We start from the raw sequence: 18920 nt of genomic DNA on the forward strand, positions 1-18920 counted from the left end.
TAGTATTAGCGATGCTGCTTGGGGCGAAATGTTTCGTCAGCTTGAATATAAATGTGAATGGTACGGACGCACATTGGTTAAAATTGACCGATTTTTCCCCAGTAGTAAGCGATGCAGCCATTGCGGTTTCGTAATGGATAAGTTGCCTTTGAATGTTCGCAGTTGGGATTGTCCTAGCTGCCAAACCAAAGGCATCGGGCGCGACATTAATGCTGGAAAAAATATACTCGCCGCAGGGCTTGCGGTGATTGTCTGTGGAGCGGACATAAGACCTGATAACCATAGCGTTAAAGCGCGACAACGCGGTCTTGGGGGTTTCCCCGCAGAGGCGAAGCCTCAGATCGTCGTCTTCGACGACTGGCGACGCAGTAGCGTCGCGCAGCGATTGTCGCAAGAAGGGCAGTTGCGAAAAACCCGTAAAGGAAGAAAACAGAAACTTAAGTCGTGAGTCTTAGGAATCCCCCGCTATAATCAAAGATTTAGCGGTTGGGAGGATGTCAATTACCTATCCTGATAGTATGCCAAGTTTTAATATTCCTCGGACACAGCGAGGTAAACCTTATTTGAAACCATTTGACGGTCAGGTTTTTACTCTAGATGAGATCGCTGAAGTTGTTCAAACTTATGGATTACCAGAAGATAGAGGGAAAGTTGAATGGTTTTCTTTTTACTTCGGCGTTTACTTCATCCAACACCTATGACCGATAACTAAATTCCGTGACTCTTGCCAATTACCCAGTGGCGACGAAAAAATCGAGATAGGCTAGATTCTTCGAGAGAAAGATAAATTGGTCTACCATGAGGACAGGTACGGGGGTTGCGCGTAGTTTGCCATAAATTCAACAAATTCTGCATTTCTTCTAAACTTAAATTTGTACCGTTGCGAATCGCACTACGACAAGCTGTTGCTACCTGAGCCGATCGCAAATCTCCGCCCCAACTCAATTCAATTAAAGCATCAGCACAATCATCTCGCTCTACCAGTATTTTCGGGGCATTACGTATCGCCCAAATGTTTTCCCCAAATAGTTCAATATCGATCTTTAATTTTTGTAGCTGCTCTAGCTGTCGTGGCTTGAGATATTCTAAAGTAATTGATGTTTTTAGAGGGACTAATTCCCAACAGTCCTGGAGCTGTTCGTATAATACTCGTTCGTGAGCGATATGCTGTTCCACTAACCATATTCCCGAAGCGTGTTCGGCAACAATATAAGTTTTGTTTGCTTGAGCTACTGCTCTAAGTTTTAATGAGTTAATCGAAATGTTTTGCTTCGTTGTTGTGTCAAGCTGTTTGCTAAGCTCGCGGTCGATATGATATTTTTTAGACGCAGCTTCAGCTACGCGCAGCATCTTACCGATTCGGCGATCGCCTACCGCAGCAGGAAGATTAGCTGTATTCAGTTTTAAAGCATGGGAAATTGCCTGAGTGACTTCTGCTTGCCAATAGGAAAGAGAATGAAGATATATTTCCGACTTAGCGGGATGACGATTCCAATCAACCTGACTCGGACACAGATGAAGATGGAGCAAACAGACTGGAAAGCGATCGCGGGGTAGAGTTTTCGCCATGCTGTTTAAAATAGTCTGCTCTAGTTCAGGCGATCGCACAAAGCGATGATTAACCGACACCCCAACCCAATCTGCTCGATGACGATGACAGCGATCTGGTAGACCGATAACTAGTTCAATTTGAGAGCGATCGATTACTGAAGATTGACGCTTACCGATTGACGAATGAGGATTAATTGCAAACTGTAGTAAGGCTTCAGTTTGCTGGGCGAAGCTGGGTGTTGTTACTTCTACCTGATGATAAGCTAAATCGCTGCTGCTAACTCTTTTAAGAAACTGTGGTAGAACATCTCTAGCCGTCGCACCAGGGCTAATCTTGAACCAAAGACTATTTTTCTGTTTAATTTGCCAGGTGATTTGAGGATGACATAGGGCAATTTGCTGAATTAGTTTTTGAATTGCTTTTAGCTGTTGTGCAGCAGGAGGTAAGCCTCGACGACGAACGGGAATTCTGGCAAATAGGTTAGAAACAGTGACAATTGTGCCAGTGGCGATCGCCACTATTGATTCTTGACTGAGTTTAGCCTCTTGATAGGTCACTTTCCAGCCCACAGGCTCTGTTTGGTGTTTAGCACGGCTACAAATAGTGAGATCTGCTACTTGGGCGATGCTGTGAAGAGCCTCTCCACGAAAGCCCAAGCTAGTAATCTGCCATAAATCTTTTTGAGTGCGAATTTTGCTGGTACTATGGGGTTGGGTACACAGCCGTAAATCTTCCAATAGCATACCCTTGCCATTGTCTGTCACCTGAACCCAGCCTAAATTAAGATCTAAAGCAATAGTAATGCGACTCGCCCCCGCATCAAGAGAATTCTCGACTAGCTCTCTAATTACTGCTGCTAAAGAATCGATCACCTCGCCCGCTGCAATAAGATCGATTACTTCATTTGGTAGAGTCTGTATCTCTGATACCATACAATCCTTGTTTGAGAAATGCTACTTCTCAACTCATCTAATTCAACTGATACCTTTAGGTTATTTATCCTATCGTTTTCAGGCATCAGTTTGATAATTTCTTTAATGACTGTTAATGGTGTTATTCACAGTGTGAGTTGAAGTTGAATCTTTTAAAAAGTTTTGCGAAATAGACCAAGCAGTATTAATTAGCTGCATGGCTCGTTCTGAGCCATCTAAATCTGGATGATATTTAAAGCCCATTTTACGGTAGGAAGATCTGCCAAAAGCAATAAACGCTACGGCATACCAAATTAAATCTAAACCATCTACTATATAATTTTGATAAGTTTTATATTCTTCTAAATATCTAGATACTAGCTGTTGGTAAATCTTTTCCGCATCAGGTAAAGCATCTTTGATTTTTTCGATGCTAAGTGAATATTTAGAATAATCTTGATAGTTAGTTTTGGGTGGTTCTGGCTGGGACTGTGACTGGTTAAAAATTGGCGAATTAAGTAAGGCTTGTTTATTATCTTCAATTGATGCAGTGGAAACAGAAGAATACAAAGTATTGAGTAAATCTTGGTTATCTTGACATTCAGTATGTAATTCCAGAAATTCTTTAGATAGATGAGCAATACGCTTTAATTTAGCTAATTTTTGGTTTAATTCTTCGGCTTGGGTATATAAGCGTAAAGCTTCTTCGTCTAATTGGTTGCGACGCTGCTGCTGTAGCTGTAGCTCTGTTTCTAAATCTAAGATGCGTTGGCTAGTTTTTGCCTGTTCTTGCTGATTAGCTTGCTCTTGCAGCTCAATTTGCTTTAGTAGAGACTGTATTTGAAGCATAGTCTCGATAATTTCCATATTTTGTTAAAGAATAAATATATATATAAGTATATTTATTCGATGCTGAATGTTGGTTAAAAATCGAACGGCTCTCAACCTTTTATTAATTACTTGCTTAATTTATTGTCAGAAAGTATTGATTTACTGCTATATTTTTGGTTTGAGTTGATATTATTGAGCGGGGGAGAAGAAATAGCTGCCTTCTTCCCACTCTAATCTCTAATAATTAGTAATCGATCAATGTATATGAATTACTTTAAGGCAATAACTCGATTAGGGGATACGTCTTCGGCATCAATAATTGCTTGTCTTGCCCAGCGATCGGCAGCTAAAATATCTTCTAAACTGGGTTGAGATGTATTTTGACTAGTAAAGCGATCGCAGACAATCTCAATGAGACGGGGAATATCTAAAAAGCCGATCTTTTCAGTTAAAAATAAGGCTACAGCCTGCTCGTTAGCAGCGTTTAGTACTGCTGGCATCAATCCTCCTTCTTTACCCGCAGCATAAGCTAACTGCATACAGGGATATTTTTGATGGTCTGGTTCGCGGAAAGTCAGATCTCCTGCTTTAACTAGGTCTAACTGCTCCCAATCAGTGTAAATTCGCTCCGGCCAAGACAAAGCATAAAGCAGTGGTAATCGCATATCAGGCCAGCCTAACTGAGCTAACACCGAGGTATCTTGCACTTCTATCAATGAATGAATAATGCTTTGAGGATGAATTACAATATCAATATTTTCGTAGTCAAGATTGAATAAATAATGAGCCTCAATTACTTCTAACCCCTTATTCATTAAGGTTGCCGAATCGATAGTAATTTTTTGTCCCATTGACCAGTTAGGATGTTTAAGGGCATCTTTTACGGTCACCGAGCTTAATTTCTCGACAGGCAAGTCGCGGAACGAACCGCCCGAAGCCGTTAAAATAATGCGTCGTAAGCCATCGGCGGGGACACCCTGAAGACACTGAAAAATTGCTGAATGTTCGGAATCGGCGGGGAGAAGTTTAACTCGATGTTTCTTGACTAAAGGCAATACTACAGGCGCACCTGCAATCAGGGTTTCTTTGTTAGCCAAGGCAATATCTTTTCCAGCTTCAATAGCAGCAATGGTAGGGAGCAAGCCAGCACAACCGACAATTCCTGTAACGACGCTCTGCGCATCACCATAACGAGCCACTTCACAAATACCTGCCTGACCAACTAATATTTGGGGCTGAGCGGAACAATCAGCGATCGCCTCATTTAATTCAGCTAATTTAGCTTCATTTCCCAAGGCAACTATTTCGGGTTTGAAGGTACGTATTTGTTCGGCGAGGAGGGCAACATTGCTTCCTGCTGCTAAACCCACTACTCGAAACCGATCTCGATGATGAGTAACAATATCCAGGGTTTGCGTCCCAATAGAACCAGTCGAACCTAAAATAGTAATTGCTTTCATGATGTCTTTTAATATAGCGATCGATATCTGCTCTTACTATAAATTCTCAGGTGAAATATTGTTAAGGTTTTTTTTGTTTTTGAACTGTTTTGACTCAAAACTAAGAATTAGCAAGATCGAGTTGTCTTGGAATCAAAAAACCACGGTAATCTCTTGAGACTCAATCGACCATTAGGAGGATCGCGCAACTATAACGATCGCTATAGAATTAGAAAACAATATTTGTCTAACTATAATTATGGATCGGATACAACAGCTGAGAACTCTCCAGAAAATTCGCAGGATTGCTAATCTTTTAGACACAGCGATCGGCATACCTGGAACTAAATTTCGCATCGGGCTAGATCCCATTTTGGGTTTAATACCTGGAGGAGGAGATTTAATTACCGCTGGAATTTCTGCTTATATGGTTTTCCTGGCAACTCGTTTTGGATTAGAAAAGCCAGAAATAGCTAAGATGGTCAAAAATATTATGCTGGAAACCACAATTGGTTTTATTCCCATAGCTGGAGATCTTTTTGATGCTTACTTCAAGGCTAATATTCGCAATCTAGAGATTTTAGAACGGCATCTTGCCAAAACAGAAAATCAAGATTTAACTAGCGAAAATCCCGATCCAGTTACGGTTACTACCACGATCAGTCATTAGGAGGATGTAGTTAATTAAAAGTTATGTCACGTTTGAAGATAAAAGTCAGAAATTACTAATCATCTAGAAATTAATCCTAATGCTTCAAGGAATAGAACTAATCGACTGTGCCAAGGCCAATGCTAAACAAGGAGTGGCGATCGCCGCCAAACAATCTGGATACGGTCAAAATATCGGTTTGTTTGTCGAAAATCTGCACAAAGCTTGTCAGCAAATTGGCGTTAATATTGATGAACTTGAGGATTTAATTACCGATCAACAGATCGCTAAAGAGGAGAGAAAGGTAATGGACGTAGCTCCAGAGAGCGTTTCAGACCTATAAAGGGCTTCGCCCTAGCTAATAAGCTATTAGCTTAAATCAAATACTGTTATGTAACTGTAAGGCGAATTATCAGTCACAAATGATAAATTACACATAGTCAGCATAGCGATCGCTTTGGCTATTATTTTCATTGGCCTCAGCAGGCAGATAGTCGTTATACTTGTCCTGATTGTAATGATAAATAGTACGAATCGGATAAGGGATGCTAATGCTGGCCGCATCTAATGCTGACTTGATTGCCATAATCGCCTCAGTCTGCACCTGTCTTACCTGTTGTTGCCTGGGTTTTGTCCAGTAGCGTACAATTAGGTCGATCGAACTATCACCAAATCCAACTAAATCAATTTCGGGAATCGGTTTATTTAGAACTCCCTCTACTCGTTCGATTGTTCTTTGTAAAATCTGTTTAGCTTCGGTTAAAGAAGTATTGTAATCAACTCCAACTGCTAAATCGCTGCGACGCTTACTATATGCAGTACGTACACGAACAGCACTGGTGAACAACTCGGAATTTGGCATTAAGATCCTTTCTCCTGTGTAAGTGCGAATCATCGTAGTCCGAATATCAATCTGTTCTACTGTACCTTCGTAATCGCCAACCACAATCTGATCGTCAATGCGAAATGGTCTTTGAATTAAAATTAGAATTCCTGAAAGAAAATTCTTGAAGATGTCTTGAAAAGCAAAACCAATGGCTACCGAACCTAACCCGAGGGTGGCAATAATATCTCCTAAACGTAAGCCAGGGAAGGCAACCACGCAGGCAAGCACCACTCCAACTATCCAAGTGGTTATGTTGGCAGCTTTATGTAGTAGTGACTGTAAAGATTTACTTTTTAAAGTTTTTTGACCTACTTGATCGGCAACATTTTTGGCAAACTTGGCTGCATAACGAGTCAGCATAACAATTATCAAAGCGGTAATGATGGCGGGAAAAACTTTGACCGCACTGCCCAACAAATCGCGCAAACTGTTAAAGATAGTGTCTAATATTTGACTCATATATTCAGATATTCAGAGGTTAATTTCACTTTTGACTTAAGTTAAGATTGAGCTTCAAAAATCAACAAAAGTACTATTTTAGTTTGAGCGCAATGATTTAAATAATTAAGTGTTTTTGACACATTACACATTACACTAAAATTCACAAAACAAGGCTATCAGAAAGAGCTGAATAAAATATCTTTCAGAGGAAAGAAACTAGAGAAAAAAGTTAAAATATTTTATCTATCCCAGGATAGAGATTTATCCAAATCATCCAGCTTCATTTAAATAGACTAATGCAGAGTACCTTGATGTAATAGCGATCGCCACTAAATTATTCAGGCTTCAAAAACAATTGTTACTTCGTTACATAGAAGAATAATTATCAATACTTTGTCCAAATCGAAATAAGTATCGAAGATTTGACTACTAGGTTGCTGAAACATTTTAAAATCAGCAGAAATTCAGTCTATTTTCATAATTGTGTTTTAACTTGCTGAGAAGACGTTGAAAAATCTCTAAACTCATTAACAAATTATCTTGTAAATACCATGAATATATATGCATGGACTTTAATTGCACAAAAGTATTTAGCTTTTACCTATTTAGGAAGTGAGGATTTAGTTTCTCTGATCCATCCTGCACTAGTGATAATATTCGTCTTTCCTATGGTAGGTATTGTGACCAATTTCGCCTGGCAAACTCGCCAGCGTCGTTTGGAAAGCAAAAAAGGGAAAAGTAAGATTCCTGCGGTAGTAGGGCGAGAACACGTCAAGGTGGGACGTTGGTTGGCTGTGAGTGTTGTGGTTGTATCCCTAATTGCCCTAGCCTACTCTATTGTCTATAAAAGCTTTATTAAAGGCAAACTTTGGTCAAACAATAATCCTCAGGCTATCTTAATTATCTTGATGTTTGTCGCGACGATCGCTTCTCTAGTTTTATTGCTGCGTGCCAAACCCAAATTGTGGCGGGGTATTTTTGCCACTCTGACGGGAATGGGTTTAATTATTATTGGTCAACAGGATGGAGTGTGGCGATTAGCAGATGAATGGTATTGGTCACATTACTACTATGGAATAGCGGTATCTCTGTTGATGATTTTCTCCCTCGCTATCTTAGATGATATATATCGTAGTCTTACTATACGCAATATCCATATAGTGCTTAATTGCTTGGCATTGCTCTTATTTATTGGTCAAGGTGTTACGGGTGCGAGAGATTTGTTAGAAATTCCTCCCATTGGCAAAAAGAAGGCTAAAGCTGCCGTAGAAATGCTATCTCCCCTAAAAACAGCCCAGCTTATGAAGCAAAATACTATTTATCAAGCCCCTGAAATCGATTTTCGCTAGCTGTTTGACTCGAATTTATCCTGAAAAGCGATCGCAATTGCCAGTTTGAGCTGGATTGCGATCGTACCAATAGTTTTATTGATTAAAAATCGAATTAAACTAAAAAAATATTAATTATCTGATTGACGAATAATATCCTAATTTGGTAAAAACTAATGCAGCTACAAAAAAAGATCCATAGTAAATCAGAGAATAAACCATAAATAACCATAAACCCCCTAAATTTAAACAAAAGTTTTTAAAACTGCGTGTTTTCCAAAAATAGATTGGTACGCCAATAATTCCAATTAAAATAATTAAATATCGAATTAGTTTAGGGTTTCTAAAACTACGCGCAAGCGCGTCATAATAAATCCAAAAGTAGATTAAACAAATAGCAATTAGCGCAAAGCAGATCTCGACAAAATTAACTAGATTCTGTTTGTCATAAAAGCAGGCAGTCAAAAATCCATTTAAAGCCCCTGCCGTACCAATTAATCCTAAAATAAAATTACGTTTTTTAAGATTTGAGGCGGCGGAAGCTAAATTTCTCTGGTTCATATTTACAATTGGTAAAAGCAATTGATGCTGATGAGCGAGCGAGTATTGGCATCAAATAAATAATTAACTAATTAACCCTACTTAGTTGAGATCAATAATTATACAATTCAGCAAAACATTAAAAACTATATTGCATAAAGATGAGACATTTAACCTAAAGATATATACTGACCGTTAACTCAAACTGATAAAAAGCGATGTGTCCCCGCGTCAAATCCCGTCCAAAAACAATTCCCAATTTAAACCTCCCCAAACTGTGGATTCTTTTGGTGGGGGTCAATCAGTATCAGGATCGAAAAAATTTATCTTCGCTACAATATTCGGCTTTAGACTGTCAGGGATTGGGGAAAGCACTCAAAGAAGCAACGGCTAGCTTTGCTAACAAGGAGGTTATCATCCATCATGATTTTGTTAACCAACGTCCTTACCTAGCAGAAATCCAGCAAAGCATCCAACAGATTATTAACTCGGCTAGTTCAGAAGATACAATTTTATTCTACTTTTCAGGACACGGTATTTTAGAAACCAATACCCAGCAGGTAGTTTTATGTTTAGCCGATACGAATACAGAAAAACTGTTAACTACAGGTATACCATTAAATTCTTTACTCAAGCAGTTAAGCAATTGTGCCGCTAGTCAACAGCTAGTTTGGTTAGATGCTTGTCACAGTGGCGGGATGACTCTCTGGGGTACAGCAGCATCCTCAGCCGATCCTAGTTCCCAATTAGTTGAAGTATTGCGTCACAAAGCAGCCGAAAGCAAAGGTTTTTATGCTTTATTATCCTGCGATCGCGCGCAACAGTCATGGGAATTTCCCGAATTGGGACATGGAGTGTTTACTTATTATCTAATGCGGGGTTTGCGAGGTGAAGCTGCCGATCCACAAGGCATAATTGAAGCTGATGGTTTATATCAGTATGTTTATCATCAGACTCTAAGATATATTGATAAGACTAATCAACAAATACGCTTAATCAACCAGCAAAAAAGTAGCAGGGGAGAAAGCAAGCTACAGTCAGAATTTCCGCTACAGACTCCCAAACGGATTGTTGAGGGATTTGGCAAGGTTGTCTTAGGCAAACAGTCGCCCTGCAATTTAAAGATTAATCCCCGTCAAGCTTTAGTAGTTAATGGTAGACCTAAAGCCAATAGTAATAGTACTACTCTAGCTTTGAGCCAGGTATTGCAAAGTGCAGGAGATTTTAACCTCAAGTACTTCCCTCAAACTAATGAACCTTGGTCACAGGTCAAAAAAGCGATCGCCACCTGTCTTAATTCTCAACCACAAGCTCAAACAAATTCTGACGGAGCGTACAAGTCCCGCCCTCGCCAGAAGGGGACAGCTCCTTACATTAGCACGGCTTTACTATATTTACGGGCAGAGATTGAAACTACCGATACAGGAGAATCCTGGTTAGTCTTGCAGGATAATATGCGCTTATCTCGTTCTTGGTTAAGAAAAGTGCTGCAAAATTCCCGCGCCTTACAGCAGATTGTGATTTTGGACTGCGGGGGCGAACATTCTTTAGAAGACTGGATCGAAGACTTGCAGCTAGAAACAGAACGAGGACAGTGCTTGATTGCTGCCAATGCACCAGTAGGTTATGGTCAACAGTTTGCCAACACAGTCTTAGAAACGCTGCAAAATGCCGATTTTCAAGCAGGATTACCCATTGCAGCCTGGATTACTCAACTGCAAATTGCTTTAGCAGGAACAGGAATTGTGCCTCAAGTTTGGTTGTCGGGATCTCAGGGGGTAATTGAACTGCTTACGGCTAAAAATGTTGTAGTCAGTGAAGATAAGCAGCAAGTATTAGACTTGGGAATTTGTCCCTATATGGGATTGCAGGCTTTTGATGAAGCTAGTGCCGAATATTTTTATGGTCGAGAAGCATTAGTTCAGAAGTTGCTCAACCAGATTGCCCATAAGACAAGCATTGCGGTAGTTGGTGCTTCTGGTAGCGGTAAATCCTCGGCAGTACAGGCGGGGTTGATGGCGCAACTGAGACAGGGCAAACAAATTCCTGGTAGCGATCGCTGGAGGCTTGGTTGTTTTCGTCCTGGCAACAAACCGATCCAAACTTTGGCTAAATTATTAACTGATTCTAGTGGTAAAGAGTCTCAAGCTCAAGAACAACTGCAAATTGAGGGATTGCTGTATCAAGGAGTTGAAGGATTTGTTTGCTGGTTAAGAACTCGTACTGAACCGATGGTGTTACTGGTAATCGATCAGTTTGAGGAACTATTTACCCTGACAGGAGAAAGTGAACGTCAGGAGTTTCTAAAGTTAATTTTAGGCGCAATTAAATATGCAGGCGATCGCTTTAAGTTAGTTTTGACTATAAGAGCCGATTTTGTGGCTTCTTGTCTAGAAATTGCTGAATTAGCTCAAATATTGCAGAAAGATAGTATTTTAGTGCCGCCTTATTTGACTGATGCTGATTATCGCCAGGCAATAATTAAACCTGCCGAACAGGTTGGTTTGCAGGTTGAGTCGGGTTTAGTCGAAGTATTGTTACAGGATTTGGATCGTTCGGCAGCCGATTTACCCCTCTTACAGTTTGCTTTGCAGCAACTATGGTCACGTCGTGAGAATGGCAAATTAACCCTCAAAGCTTATCAAGAACTAGAAGGAATTAAAGGTGCATTAGAAAGACAAGCACAAACAGTATACGATAGCTTAGATGTTGAATCTCAAGATTGTGTTAGATGGATTTTTCTCAATTTGACTCAATTAGGAGAAGGTACAGAAGATACTCGTCGGCGGATTACTAAAGCGGACTTGGTCGTAGCTAAGTATCCAGAGAAATTAATTGATGAGACTCTGCGCATTCTGACCGATGCTAAATTATTGGTGGTTAATCTCGATGATGGCAGTAAGTTAGGGCAAAGCCGTAGTGCAGAGACTCCTCCAGAAAACGATGAACTATTTCTAGAAGCAATGCGCCAGCAAGCAACTGTGGAAGTCGTTCACGAAATCTTGATCCGTCATTGGTCTACCTTGCGTTGGTGGTTAGAAGAAAATCGCAGTAGATTGCGATCGCAACGTCAAATTGAACAGGCGACAGTCTTATGGTTACAAAAAAATAAACAGCCTGATTTTCTTTTGCGGGGTGTCCGTCTAGCCGAAGCGGAAGAGGTTTATATTAACTATGCCGATGAATTATCGGATACAGCCACGGACTTTGTTGCTGCCTGTATTGATGCCAGACTAGCCGAAGAACAGGAAACTAAGAAACGCTTACGTAAAGCACAACAAGCTGCTACTGCATTAGGTATTTTTGGTTTATCTCTCGCTTTTGCTTGTGTAAATATCTATCAACAAAAGTTAATTACTCAATTGAAAAATATTGCTAGTTTAAATGCTACCGCTGAAGCGCAATTATTAGCGAATCAACAGTTAGAATCCTTAAACACTAGTGTGCAAGCAGGGAAACAAGTCCAACAAATAAATAGCTGGGAAAAAATCCTAGTAAATAAAGATTCTTGGCAAGATGCTGAATTTCAAACAGCAGCTACTTTACAACAGTCTATTTATGGTAGTCAGGAATTAAAACGTCTTGAAGGTCATAGTCAACAAATCAATAGCGTTAGTATTAGTAATGATGGTCAGTTGATTGCAGGAGCTAGCGATGACCAAAGTATCATAATTTGGAATAAACAAGGTAATTTAATTAAAAGTTTAACTGGTACACAAACAAAAATAAATCCTCTTAGTGTCAATATTAATAATATTAGTCAGCAAATAAATAATCCTCTATACCGAGAAGAAGCTAAAATTTACTCGGTATCTACTATAGGTGAAAAAAAAGTTGAACTAAGAGCAAAATATAATCAGCAATTAATTAATTCTTATTCCCATACAGAACCAGTCAATCGGATTAGTATTAGTTCTGATGGCAAGTTGATAGCTACTGCTACTATCGACAGTAAAATTCATATCTGGAGTAAAGAAGGAATTTTACAACAAACTTTGAATGGACATACAGGAGAAGTATTAGATATTAAGTTTATGCCTGGTGAAATTAAAAGCGATTACTATCAACTAATATCTACTGGTGTCGATAAAACTGTAAGAATATGGCAGGTATTTAATCGCTATTCTAATCAAAATGAAACTATTTATAGTATTGCATTTTCTCCGATAATTAATAATACTTTTGCTACTGCTGATTGGAATGGGAAGATTAAAATCTGGCGTAATTATCCTGATGGCACACCAAAGCTAATTCGTACTTTAGCAGGACATCAAGATACTATTTCCCAAATCAAATATAGTCCAGATGGTAAATTAATTGCTTCCGCTAGTTGGGATAAAACAATCAAACTTTGGGATGCGGAAAACGGTAAATTAATTGACAGCTTGATAGGACATCAAGACGGAGTTAACAGCATTGCTTTTAGTCCCGATAGTCAGACTCTAATTTCTGGTAGTGAAGATCGAACTATTAAAATATGGAACATAACTAATCAACCAAAATTAAGCCAAACTCTGACAGGACATACCGATAGTATTAAAGCTGTAACTATTAGTCCTGATGGTAGGTTAATTGCTTCGGCTGGTTACGACAATACAATTAAACTATGGACGTTGGCAGGAAAATTATTACAAACTATTGATGCACATAACCTCGCTATCACTTCCTTAACATTTACTTCTGATAGTCAAACTCTTGCTTCAGCTAGTTGGGACAATACCGTTAAGCTTTGGTCAATACAAGATGCAGGCAAAACCAACCAGTTATTACATATTCTCACAGGACATCAAGACGGCGTAACTACGATCGCCCTTAATGCTGATGGTACATTATTAGCTTCTGGTAGTGGCGATCGCACTATCAGGCTTTGGGATACTCAAACAGGAGAGTTAATTAAAAGCCTACGGGGACATACCAGCCAAATCAATAGTCTGACTTTTAGTAGCAACGATCAATTTATGATTAGTGCCGAAGAACAACAAGGCTTATTCTGGTGGAATTTAGATTTAGATAATCTTTTAACTCAAGGGTGCGATCGCCTGTCTGATTATCTCTCGACTAATCCCAAGGTCAAACAAAATGAGCAAGAATTATGTCAGTAAAATAAATCGCTCGCAGTTAAAAAGATCGAAGATTAGTAGAACTTGAGGTTTTTGAACTTAAAAGAAAGGCTCAAGAAGTTGAAGCAATCATAAGGGATAGACAATCCCAGTTGAATAATTTACTTCAAAAATATCAGCAATCAAACTAGTTTTATCAGCTACAAGTAAGAAACTTAGAAAATCTGTGCGTTTGCCCTGGTAGAATAACAATGTCAGAAATTTCCTCACAGTTAAACGCTATTATGCTACTTACAGAGACTAACTTAGTTGCCTTATTATATTTGGTTCTCAGTGGCACATATCTTTTGGTGTTACCAGCATTGGTCTATTTCTATCTCAGCAAGCGTTGGTACGTTGCTGGTTCGATTGAACGATTAATTATGTATCTTTTTGTGTTCTTGAGCTTTCCTGGGATGATCTTGCTCAGCCCTTTTCTTAATTTTCGTCCTAAACGTCGCAATTTAAAAGCTTAAAATAATAATATGCGTAGAATCGATGCTCTTGGTATTGCTCTGGGTGTATTTATTGGGGCTGGATTGGTTTATGTTGCGCTGCGAATATTTGGTCTAGATGGTATAAAGGCAGGAATCTGGACTCAAACAGCTTTGGTTATTGGTTTAGTTGGCTGGTCTTTAACCTATTTAATACGGGTTGGGAGCAAACGCATGACTTATAATCAACAGCTCAAAGATTATGAGGAGGCTGTGATGCAAAAACGTCTAGAAGAGATGTCTCCTGAAGAATTAGCTCAACTACAGCAAGAGATTGAGCAGGGAAAAGAATCCTAGATATTTCAATTATTGTAAGTTTTAATCAAATTAATTTTATATGATGAATGTTGCTCGTTGCTTTCAAGATCTCAAACAAAATTCTCAATGTGCTTTAATTCCCTTTGTCACGGCGGGAGATCCAGATTTAGAAACGACGGCTAAAGCACTAGAAGTCTTAGCCGATAATGGAGCAGATCTGATTGAATTAGGCGTTCCCTATTCCGATCCTCTGGCTGATGGTCCTACTATTCAAGCAGCAGCAACTAGAGCTTTACAAAAAGGTGTCCAGTTAGAAGATGTTTTGGCAGTAGTTACCAAGGTAACAAGCAAAATAAATGTCCCAATTATTTTATTTACCTACTACAATCCAATCTATTACCGTGGCATTGAGTCTTTTCTGCGGCAAGTAAAGGAGGCAGGAGTTAGTGGTTTGGTTGTCCCCGATCTTCCTTTAGAAGAAGCGGAAGTCTTGCTTAAGCCAGCAGCCGAAATTGGCATTGAAGTAACGTTGTTGGTTGCCCCTACTAGTTCTCAATCAAGAATTGAGGCGATCGCCGCTAAATCTCAAGGCTTCATTTATTTGGTTTCGGTAACTGGTGTGACGGGAGTTCGCACCCAAATGGCAACAGAGGTCAAAGATCTGCTAGCAAATTTGCATAGCGCCACCGATAAACCCATCGGAGTCGGTTTTGGTATTTCTGACCCTGAACAGGCAAAGCAGGTCAAAGACTGGGGGGCAGATGCCATAATTGTCGGCAGTGCCATCGTCAAACGTTTAGCAGAAGGAACTCCAGAATCAGGACTAAAGGCGATCGGCGAATTTTGTCATTCCCTTAAACAAGCGATTTCCTAAAGCAATAATTCTGGAGTTACTAATTAAGACCTAAACAACAAGTCGTGTAAACAAATTAGCCACTTATTTTAATTCTTAATTGAACTATCTTGTTGTTGAGGATGGTAGTTGGCGATTTTTCGCTATTGCATCAATAACGAAGTCATTTATAGATGCATTAGCCTATTTACATTCTACAAAAAAAAGAATAATACAATTAACTCAATAAACTAAATTGTAACTTTAAATCAGGCTCTGCCATAGCTGCTACTTTTAGGACTATCTGGTGGTAGGAGAGAATTAGGCAAATCGTCAAAATTTTTCTGGACTGCTTTACAAAATTCTTTCATCTGAGCAACCGTCATCGTTGGTTCAGCCTGTCCTTTTTCCCAGCGACGAATAGTAGATACTGCTACACCAATTTCTCTGGCTAGTTGTTCTTGGGACAATTTAACGTTTAGTCTTAACCTTTTAAAAGGTGAATTTGTTTCTTGACGCTGAGATTTTTTAGGTCTTGTCATAATATTTAGATAATTTTTAGTAACTATAGAATAGTGGATAGTAATTATTTAGACAGCATAAACACCAGAAATGTTTATCTTGAAATTGAATTTTATTGCTGTCATTAGCAATAAAAAATCAACATATGCAAAAAAACATTACCAGTTATTAATCGGTAATCTATTTGCTATCAGCTAAATAGATAGTATCGGACAGCCATAAAAACTCGCATTGGTGTATAAATAAAATAAGAGTAATTACTGAATTAGAAAATATAGAATAGATTGGTAGTAATCCCGTAATAATATAAATGTTATTTTATAAAGCAATAACATCATATTTTGGAGACCAATACGCTCGATTTATACGCTCAATTTTGTCCTATACTAACAAATAAAAAATATAAGACTATTCGCAAAAACACCGAATTTTGCAATTAACCAAAAAAGAACTTTTAAGCATATTTAGCTTGTTTAATATTCCAATTATTAATTATTTGTTAAATAATTAATAATTCAATAAAGGTTGATTATTTCGGTGATTATGCTGAAGCTAATCTTGTGCTTTACTGATAAAAATAATTAGAGATAAGCTGGGAAATACTATGCCAAATCTAGGCTTACCACTAAACCTATCGCTGCTAAACAAATAAATATGTTGTCCGAAAATTTTGCCACCAAGAACATCTAATAGAGCTTATCAATCTCTAAGCTCGTGAAGTGTTATTTTAGAATGTTAAAGTTAAACTGTAAAAGTCGAATTTTCAGCTTATTTAGACAAAAAGCAAGTATAAGTGGTAAAAAAGGCTATCTCTTCGGAACTTCCGAAGAGATAATAAGCTGTAGTGACTTCTCTCATCCTAAATCAAAGATTTAGAACGAGCTTCATAACCTCGCGATTAGGCTTTACTGCCCGATGCCACTTGTCTAGACAAGATGATTTGCTCACAATGTCCCCGACAGCCCGACTTGACAGTCAATTTATTCCCCCGTAGACCACGGGTACTAACGGAATATGAATAATCAAATTACTAATACTCCTAATTACGCTTGGTATTTTACCGACACAACTCTTGTGTCGAACCCATTACCAAATTGTCAAGGTGCGTCTTGAAACAATAGCTCTATGAGGGAAACCTTCAAGACCGCTTTGTTTCGCAAATAGTATCAACTTACAGCAACATAGGCTAGATTTGTGATACTTGAACAAGTATACAATGCCTAAGACTATTGATATATAAAGAGTTCGTGAATTGCTATTTAACCGCTTAGTTTGATTCATCTCTCACTAAGTTCTTCAAACTTAGAGAAAGAATTCTCTTACGCCAAAGTTAAATACCAGAGCTATTTGTCCTAATCCTTTTAAGTGTTAACTATTAATAAGATGCTTCAAAGGCGTTGATTACTCGTAGTTAACAATTCGAGCAAAGCTGCTGGCAGATAAACTTGCGCCGCCAACCAAAGCTCCATCGATTTCAGACTGAGCCATAATTTCAGCCACATTACTAGGCTTTACCGAACCACCATATTGAATAGATACATCTTGGTTATCTAATTGTTGGCGAATAATACCGATAACGCGGTTTGCTTCTTTAGATTCACAAGTATCACCTGTCCCAATTGCCCAGATTGGCTCATAGGCAATTACTAAGTTGTTTTGATCTACTCCGACTAAATCCTTTTTTAGCTGACTTATAATAACGTTTTCTGTTTCTTCAGCATCTCTTTGTTCTTTAGTTTCACCAACGCAAAGAATCGGTTTCAATCCATATTGTTGGGCTGCCTTTAATCGCAGATTTACCGTTTCGTCTGTTTCCCCAAAATACTGTCTTCTCTCGCTATGACCAACAATCACATAATCAACGCCGATTTCTGTCAGCATTTCTCCAGAAATTTCTCCAGTATATGCACCTTCAGTTTCCCAATGGATGTTTTGAGACCCTAACATGATCCTGCTACCATGCAGATTTTTTGACATTACAGTCAGGGAAGTAAACGGGGCGCACAAAACAATCTCTCGTTCTTCTCTCGTTTCTTCAATCTCAGATTTGAACGTCTGTACAAAAGCCAAGGACTCTGCCTGATTTTTGTGCATCTTCCAATTACCAGCAATTATTATTTTTCGCACAATCTAAAAAACAACCTAAATTCTCTGCAAATCTAAGTTTAAGGCTTCGTGGGGGGTTAAGGCTAGATTATCAAAAGTACTGTCAATTTTGTATTGCCAGATCACACAATGCCAGATAAAAAACTTAATTTCTTTAAAAAACTTAACTTTTCTTATAAAAAATGGCTATATTTTAATATACAGTCACAAAATTTGCTCGGTCTATTTCTGTTAAAGATGTTTGCTCTGATTAGCGTGACGGTTTCAAAATAGCAATTATTACTTTGCTCATATTGTTTAAATTTTGTAACTACTTATTGTTTTAAAACTTAATAATATTGTCAGCAAGTAGATAGCGCTACATTTTTAATTGGCTGTTAGTTTACTGAATCTTGTTGGTGAGTGATCGATAAAATATCAAAAATGCGATCGCCTTACTTAGTTTACTTAAGTTTTGGCGGTCGTTTCTTTTTCTGTATTATGGATTGGAAGATGAATCATCGGCGAGTTACTCAAAATTAGAAGACTTAATCGGATGACCAAGCCAAAAAGAGGAGTATGGGGTTTATTAAAGCAAGCGACTACAGACGAGAGTTATCTTAAATTAATTCACTGGATTGAAAACTTTGTCGCCAAAACCTTGTCTTTGACCTTATCAGTGGTAATCCTGATTGCTTTAGGAGATTTAATTTTCTTTCTCATCGAAGATGTAATTAATGACCCCAAAGGCTTCTATAACAAAAGCTTGATTGAACTCTTTGGCTCATTTCTGAATATTTTGATTGCCTTAGAATTACTAGAAAATATTACTGCCTATCTTAAAAAACATATTGTTCAGTTGGAATTGGTGATTGTTACGTCCTTAATTGCGGTTGCGCGTAAGATAATTATTTTTGACCTGCAAAAGTATACCAACTCAGATTTAATCGCTTTGGGTATAGCGATTATCTGTTTATCTGCTAGCTATTGGCTAATTAAAACGGTAAACGAAAGAAACAAATCTAATTAACATATATTGCGCTTTTGATCGAG

General features: G+C 38.5%; 16 protein-coding genes. 10 read left to right on the forward strand and 6 right to left on the reverse strand.

Annotated features, from left to right (window positions below; translation table 11 throughout):
* Together V6C71_10110 and V6C71_10115 are read left to right on the forward strand one after the other, a co-directional pair.
* The coding region (locus V6C71_10110) for a zinc ribbon domain-containing protein (protein ID HEY9768834.1) at window positions 1–448 on the forward strand (448 nt) is incomplete at its 5' end.
* Between the two features lie 46 nt (window positions 449–494).
* Entirely contained in the window at window positions 495–701 is a 207-nt protein-coding gene (locus V6C71_10115) for a hypothetical protein (protein HEY9768835.1), read from the forward strand.
* A 7-nt stretch (window positions 702–708) separates the two neighbouring features.
* Here the strand turns inward: V6C71_10115 and mutL are convergent, their stop codons facing one another.
* The 3 genes from mutL to dxr all read right to left on the reverse strand — a co-directional run bounded on the left by mutL (window position 709) and on the right by dxr (window position 4754).
* Window positions 709–2484, reverse strand: coding sequence for a DNA mismatch repair endonuclease MutL (mutL, locus tag V6C71_10120; protein ID HEY9768836.1), 1776 nt, complete (start codon window positions 2482–2484; stop codon window positions 709–711).
* 102 nt (window positions 2485–2586) lie between these two features.
* Window positions 2587–3330 carry a hypothetical protein gene (locus V6C71_10125; GenBank protein HEY9768837.1) on the reverse strand — a complete coding sequence of 248 codons (744 nt, stop codon included), beginning with the start codon at window positions 3328–3330 and terminating at the stop codon, window positions 2587–2589.
* A 233-nt stretch (window positions 3331–3563) separates the two neighbouring features.
* Window positions 3564–4754, reverse strand: a complete 1191-nt coding sequence (gene dxr, locus V6C71_10130; GenBank protein HEY9768838.1) for a 1-deoxy-D-xylulose-5-phosphate reductoisomerase — start codon at window positions 4752–4754, stop codon at window positions 3564–3566.
* A gap of 238 nt (window positions 4755–4992) precedes the next feature.
* Here dxr and V6C71_10135 point away from each other — a divergent pair, with 238 nt between their 5' ends.
* Together V6C71_10135 and V6C71_10140 are read left to right on the forward strand one after the other, a co-directional pair.
* Entirely contained in the window at window positions 4993–5403 is a 411-nt protein-coding gene (locus tag V6C71_10135; protein ID HEY9768839.1) for a DUF4112 domain-containing protein, read from the forward strand.
* Window positions 5404–5482: 79 nt separating this feature from the next.
* Window positions 5483–5725, forward strand: coding sequence for a hypothetical protein (locus V6C71_10140; GenBank protein HEY9768840.1), 243 nt, complete (start codon window positions 5483–5485; stop codon window positions 5723–5725).
* Window positions 5726–5812: 87 nt separating this feature from the next.
* Here V6C71_10140 and V6C71_10145 read toward each other — a convergent pair whose 3' ends face one another.
* Window positions 5813–6727 carry a mechanosensitive ion channel family protein gene (locus tag V6C71_10145; protein ID HEY9768841.1) on the reverse strand — a complete coding sequence of 305 codons (915 nt, stop codon included), beginning with the start codon at window positions 6725–6727 and terminating at the stop codon, window positions 5813–5815.
* Window positions 6728–7260: 533 nt separating this feature from the next.
* Here V6C71_10145 and V6C71_10150 point away from each other — a divergent pair.
* The 5 genes from V6C71_10150 to trpA all read left to right on the forward strand — a co-directional run bounded on the left by V6C71_10150 (window position 7261) and on the right by trpA (window position 15302).
* Window positions 7261–8058 (forward strand): DUF4079 domain-containing protein, encoded by a 798-nt coding sequence (locus V6C71_10150; protein ID HEY9768842.1) that lies wholly within the window; start codon window positions 7261–7263, stop codon window positions 8056–8058.
* A 737-nt stretch (window positions 8059–8795) separates the two neighbouring features.
* Window positions 8796–13679, forward strand: coding sequence for a caspase family protein (locus tag V6C71_10155; GenBank protein ID HEY9768843.1), 4884 nt, complete (start codon window positions 8796–8798; stop codon window positions 13677–13679).
* 209 nt (window positions 13680–13888) lie between these two features.
* The gene (locus V6C71_10160) at window positions 13889–14152 is read left to right on the forward strand and encodes an NAD(P)H-quinone oxidoreductase subunit L (protein ID HEY9768844.1); all 264 of its coding nucleotides are present in this window, start codon (window positions 13889–13891) and stop codon (window positions 14150–14152) included.
* A gap of 9 nt (window positions 14153–14161) precedes the next feature.
* On the forward strand, window positions 14162–14467 hold the full coding sequence (locus V6C71_10165) for a DUF3007 family protein (GenBank protein HEY9768845.1): 306 nt from the start codon (window positions 14162–14164) through the stop codon (window positions 14465–14467).
* A 40-nt stretch (window positions 14468–14507) separates the two neighbouring features.
* Window positions 14508–15302: a tryptophan synthase subunit alpha gene (trpA, locus tag V6C71_10170; GenBank protein ID HEY9768846.1), complete on the forward strand. Its 795-nt coding sequence runs from the start codon at window positions 14508–14510 to the stop codon at window positions 15300–15302.
* A 227-nt stretch (window positions 15303–15529) separates the two neighbouring features.
* Here the strand turns inward: trpA and V6C71_10175 are convergent, their stop codons facing one another.
* Window positions 15530–15802 carry a helix-turn-helix transcriptional regulator gene (locus V6C71_10175; protein HEY9768847.1) on the reverse strand — a complete coding sequence of 91 codons (273 nt, stop codon included), beginning with the start codon at window positions 15800–15802 and terminating at the stop codon, window positions 15530–15532.
* A 1381-nt stretch (window positions 15803–17183) separates the two neighbouring features.
* Window positions 17184–17909: a triose-phosphate isomerase gene (gene tpiA / locus V6C71_10180; protein ID HEY9768848.1), complete on the reverse strand. Its 726-nt coding sequence runs from the start codon at window positions 17907–17909 to the stop codon at window positions 17184–17186.
* A 514-nt stretch (window positions 17910–18423) separates the two neighbouring features.
* Between tpiA and V6C71_10185 the strand changes: the two genes are divergently transcribed.
* Window positions 18424–18897, forward strand: coding sequence for a phosphate-starvation-inducible PsiE family protein (locus tag V6C71_10185; protein ID HEY9768849.1), 474 nt, complete (start codon window positions 18424–18426; stop codon window positions 18895–18897).
* The last annotated feature ends 23 nt before the right edge of the window (window positions 18898–18920 follow it).

This window comes from Coleofasciculaceae cyanobacterium (assembly GCA_036703275.1).
Taxonomy (GTDB): Bacteria; Cyanobacteriota; Cyanobacteriia; order Cyanobacteriales; family Xenococcaceae; genus Waterburya.

What these genes read in the sequence shown, in the direction of transcription:
- V6C71_10115 (HEY9768835.1), top strand. Translation starts at nt 495, where the DNA reads ATGTCAATTACCTATCCTGATAGTATGCCAAGTTTTAATATTCCTCGG.
- mutL (HEY9768836.1), bottom strand. Translation starts at nt 2,484, where the DNA reads ATGGTATCAGAGATACAGACTCTACCAAATGAAGTAATCGATCTTATT.
- V6C71_10125 (HEY9768837.1), bottom strand. Translation starts at nt 3,330, where the DNA reads ATGGAAATTATCGAGACTATGCTTCAAATACAGTCTCTACTAAAGCAA.
- dxr (HEY9768838.1), bottom strand. Translation starts at nt 4,754, where the DNA reads ATGAAAGCAATTACTATTTTAGGTTCGACTGGTTCTATTGGGACGCAA.
- V6C71_10135 (HEY9768839.1), top strand. Translation starts at nt 4,993, where the DNA reads ATGGATCGGATACAACAGCTGAGAACTCTCCAGAAAATTCGCAGGATT.
- V6C71_10140 (HEY9768840.1), top strand. Translation starts at nt 5,483, where the DNA reads ATGCTTCAAGGAATAGAACTAATCGACTGTGCCAAGGCCAATGCTAAA.
- V6C71_10145 (HEY9768841.1), bottom strand. Translation starts at nt 6,727, where the DNA reads ATGAGTCAAATATTAGACACTATCTTTAACAGTTTGCGCGATTTGTTG.
- V6C71_10150 (HEY9768842.1), top strand. Translation starts at nt 7,261, where the DNA reads ATGAATATATATGCATGGACTTTAATTGCACAAAAGTATTTAGCTTTT.
- V6C71_10155 (HEY9768843.1), top strand. Translation starts at nt 8,796, where the DNA reads ATGTGTCCCCGCGTCAAATCCCGTCCAAAAACAATTCCCAATTTAAAC.
- V6C71_10160 (HEY9768844.1), top strand. Translation starts at nt 13,889, where the DNA reads ATGTCAGAAATTTCCTCACAGTTAAACGCTATTATGCTACTTACAGAG.
- V6C71_10165 (HEY9768845.1), top strand. Translation starts at nt 14,162, where the DNA reads ATGCGTAGAATCGATGCTCTTGGTATTGCTCTGGGTGTATTTATTGGG.
- trpA (HEY9768846.1), top strand. Translation starts at nt 14,508, where the DNA reads ATGATGAATGTTGCTCGTTGCTTTCAAGATCTCAAACAAAATTCTCAA.
- V6C71_10175 (HEY9768847.1), bottom strand. Translation starts at nt 15,802, where the DNA reads ATGACAAGACCTAAAAAATCTCAGCGTCAAGAAACAAATTCACCTTTT.
- V6C71_10185 (HEY9768849.1), top strand. Translation starts at nt 18,424, where the DNA reads ATGACCAAGCCAAAAAGAGGAGTATGGGGTTTATTAAAGCAAGCGACT.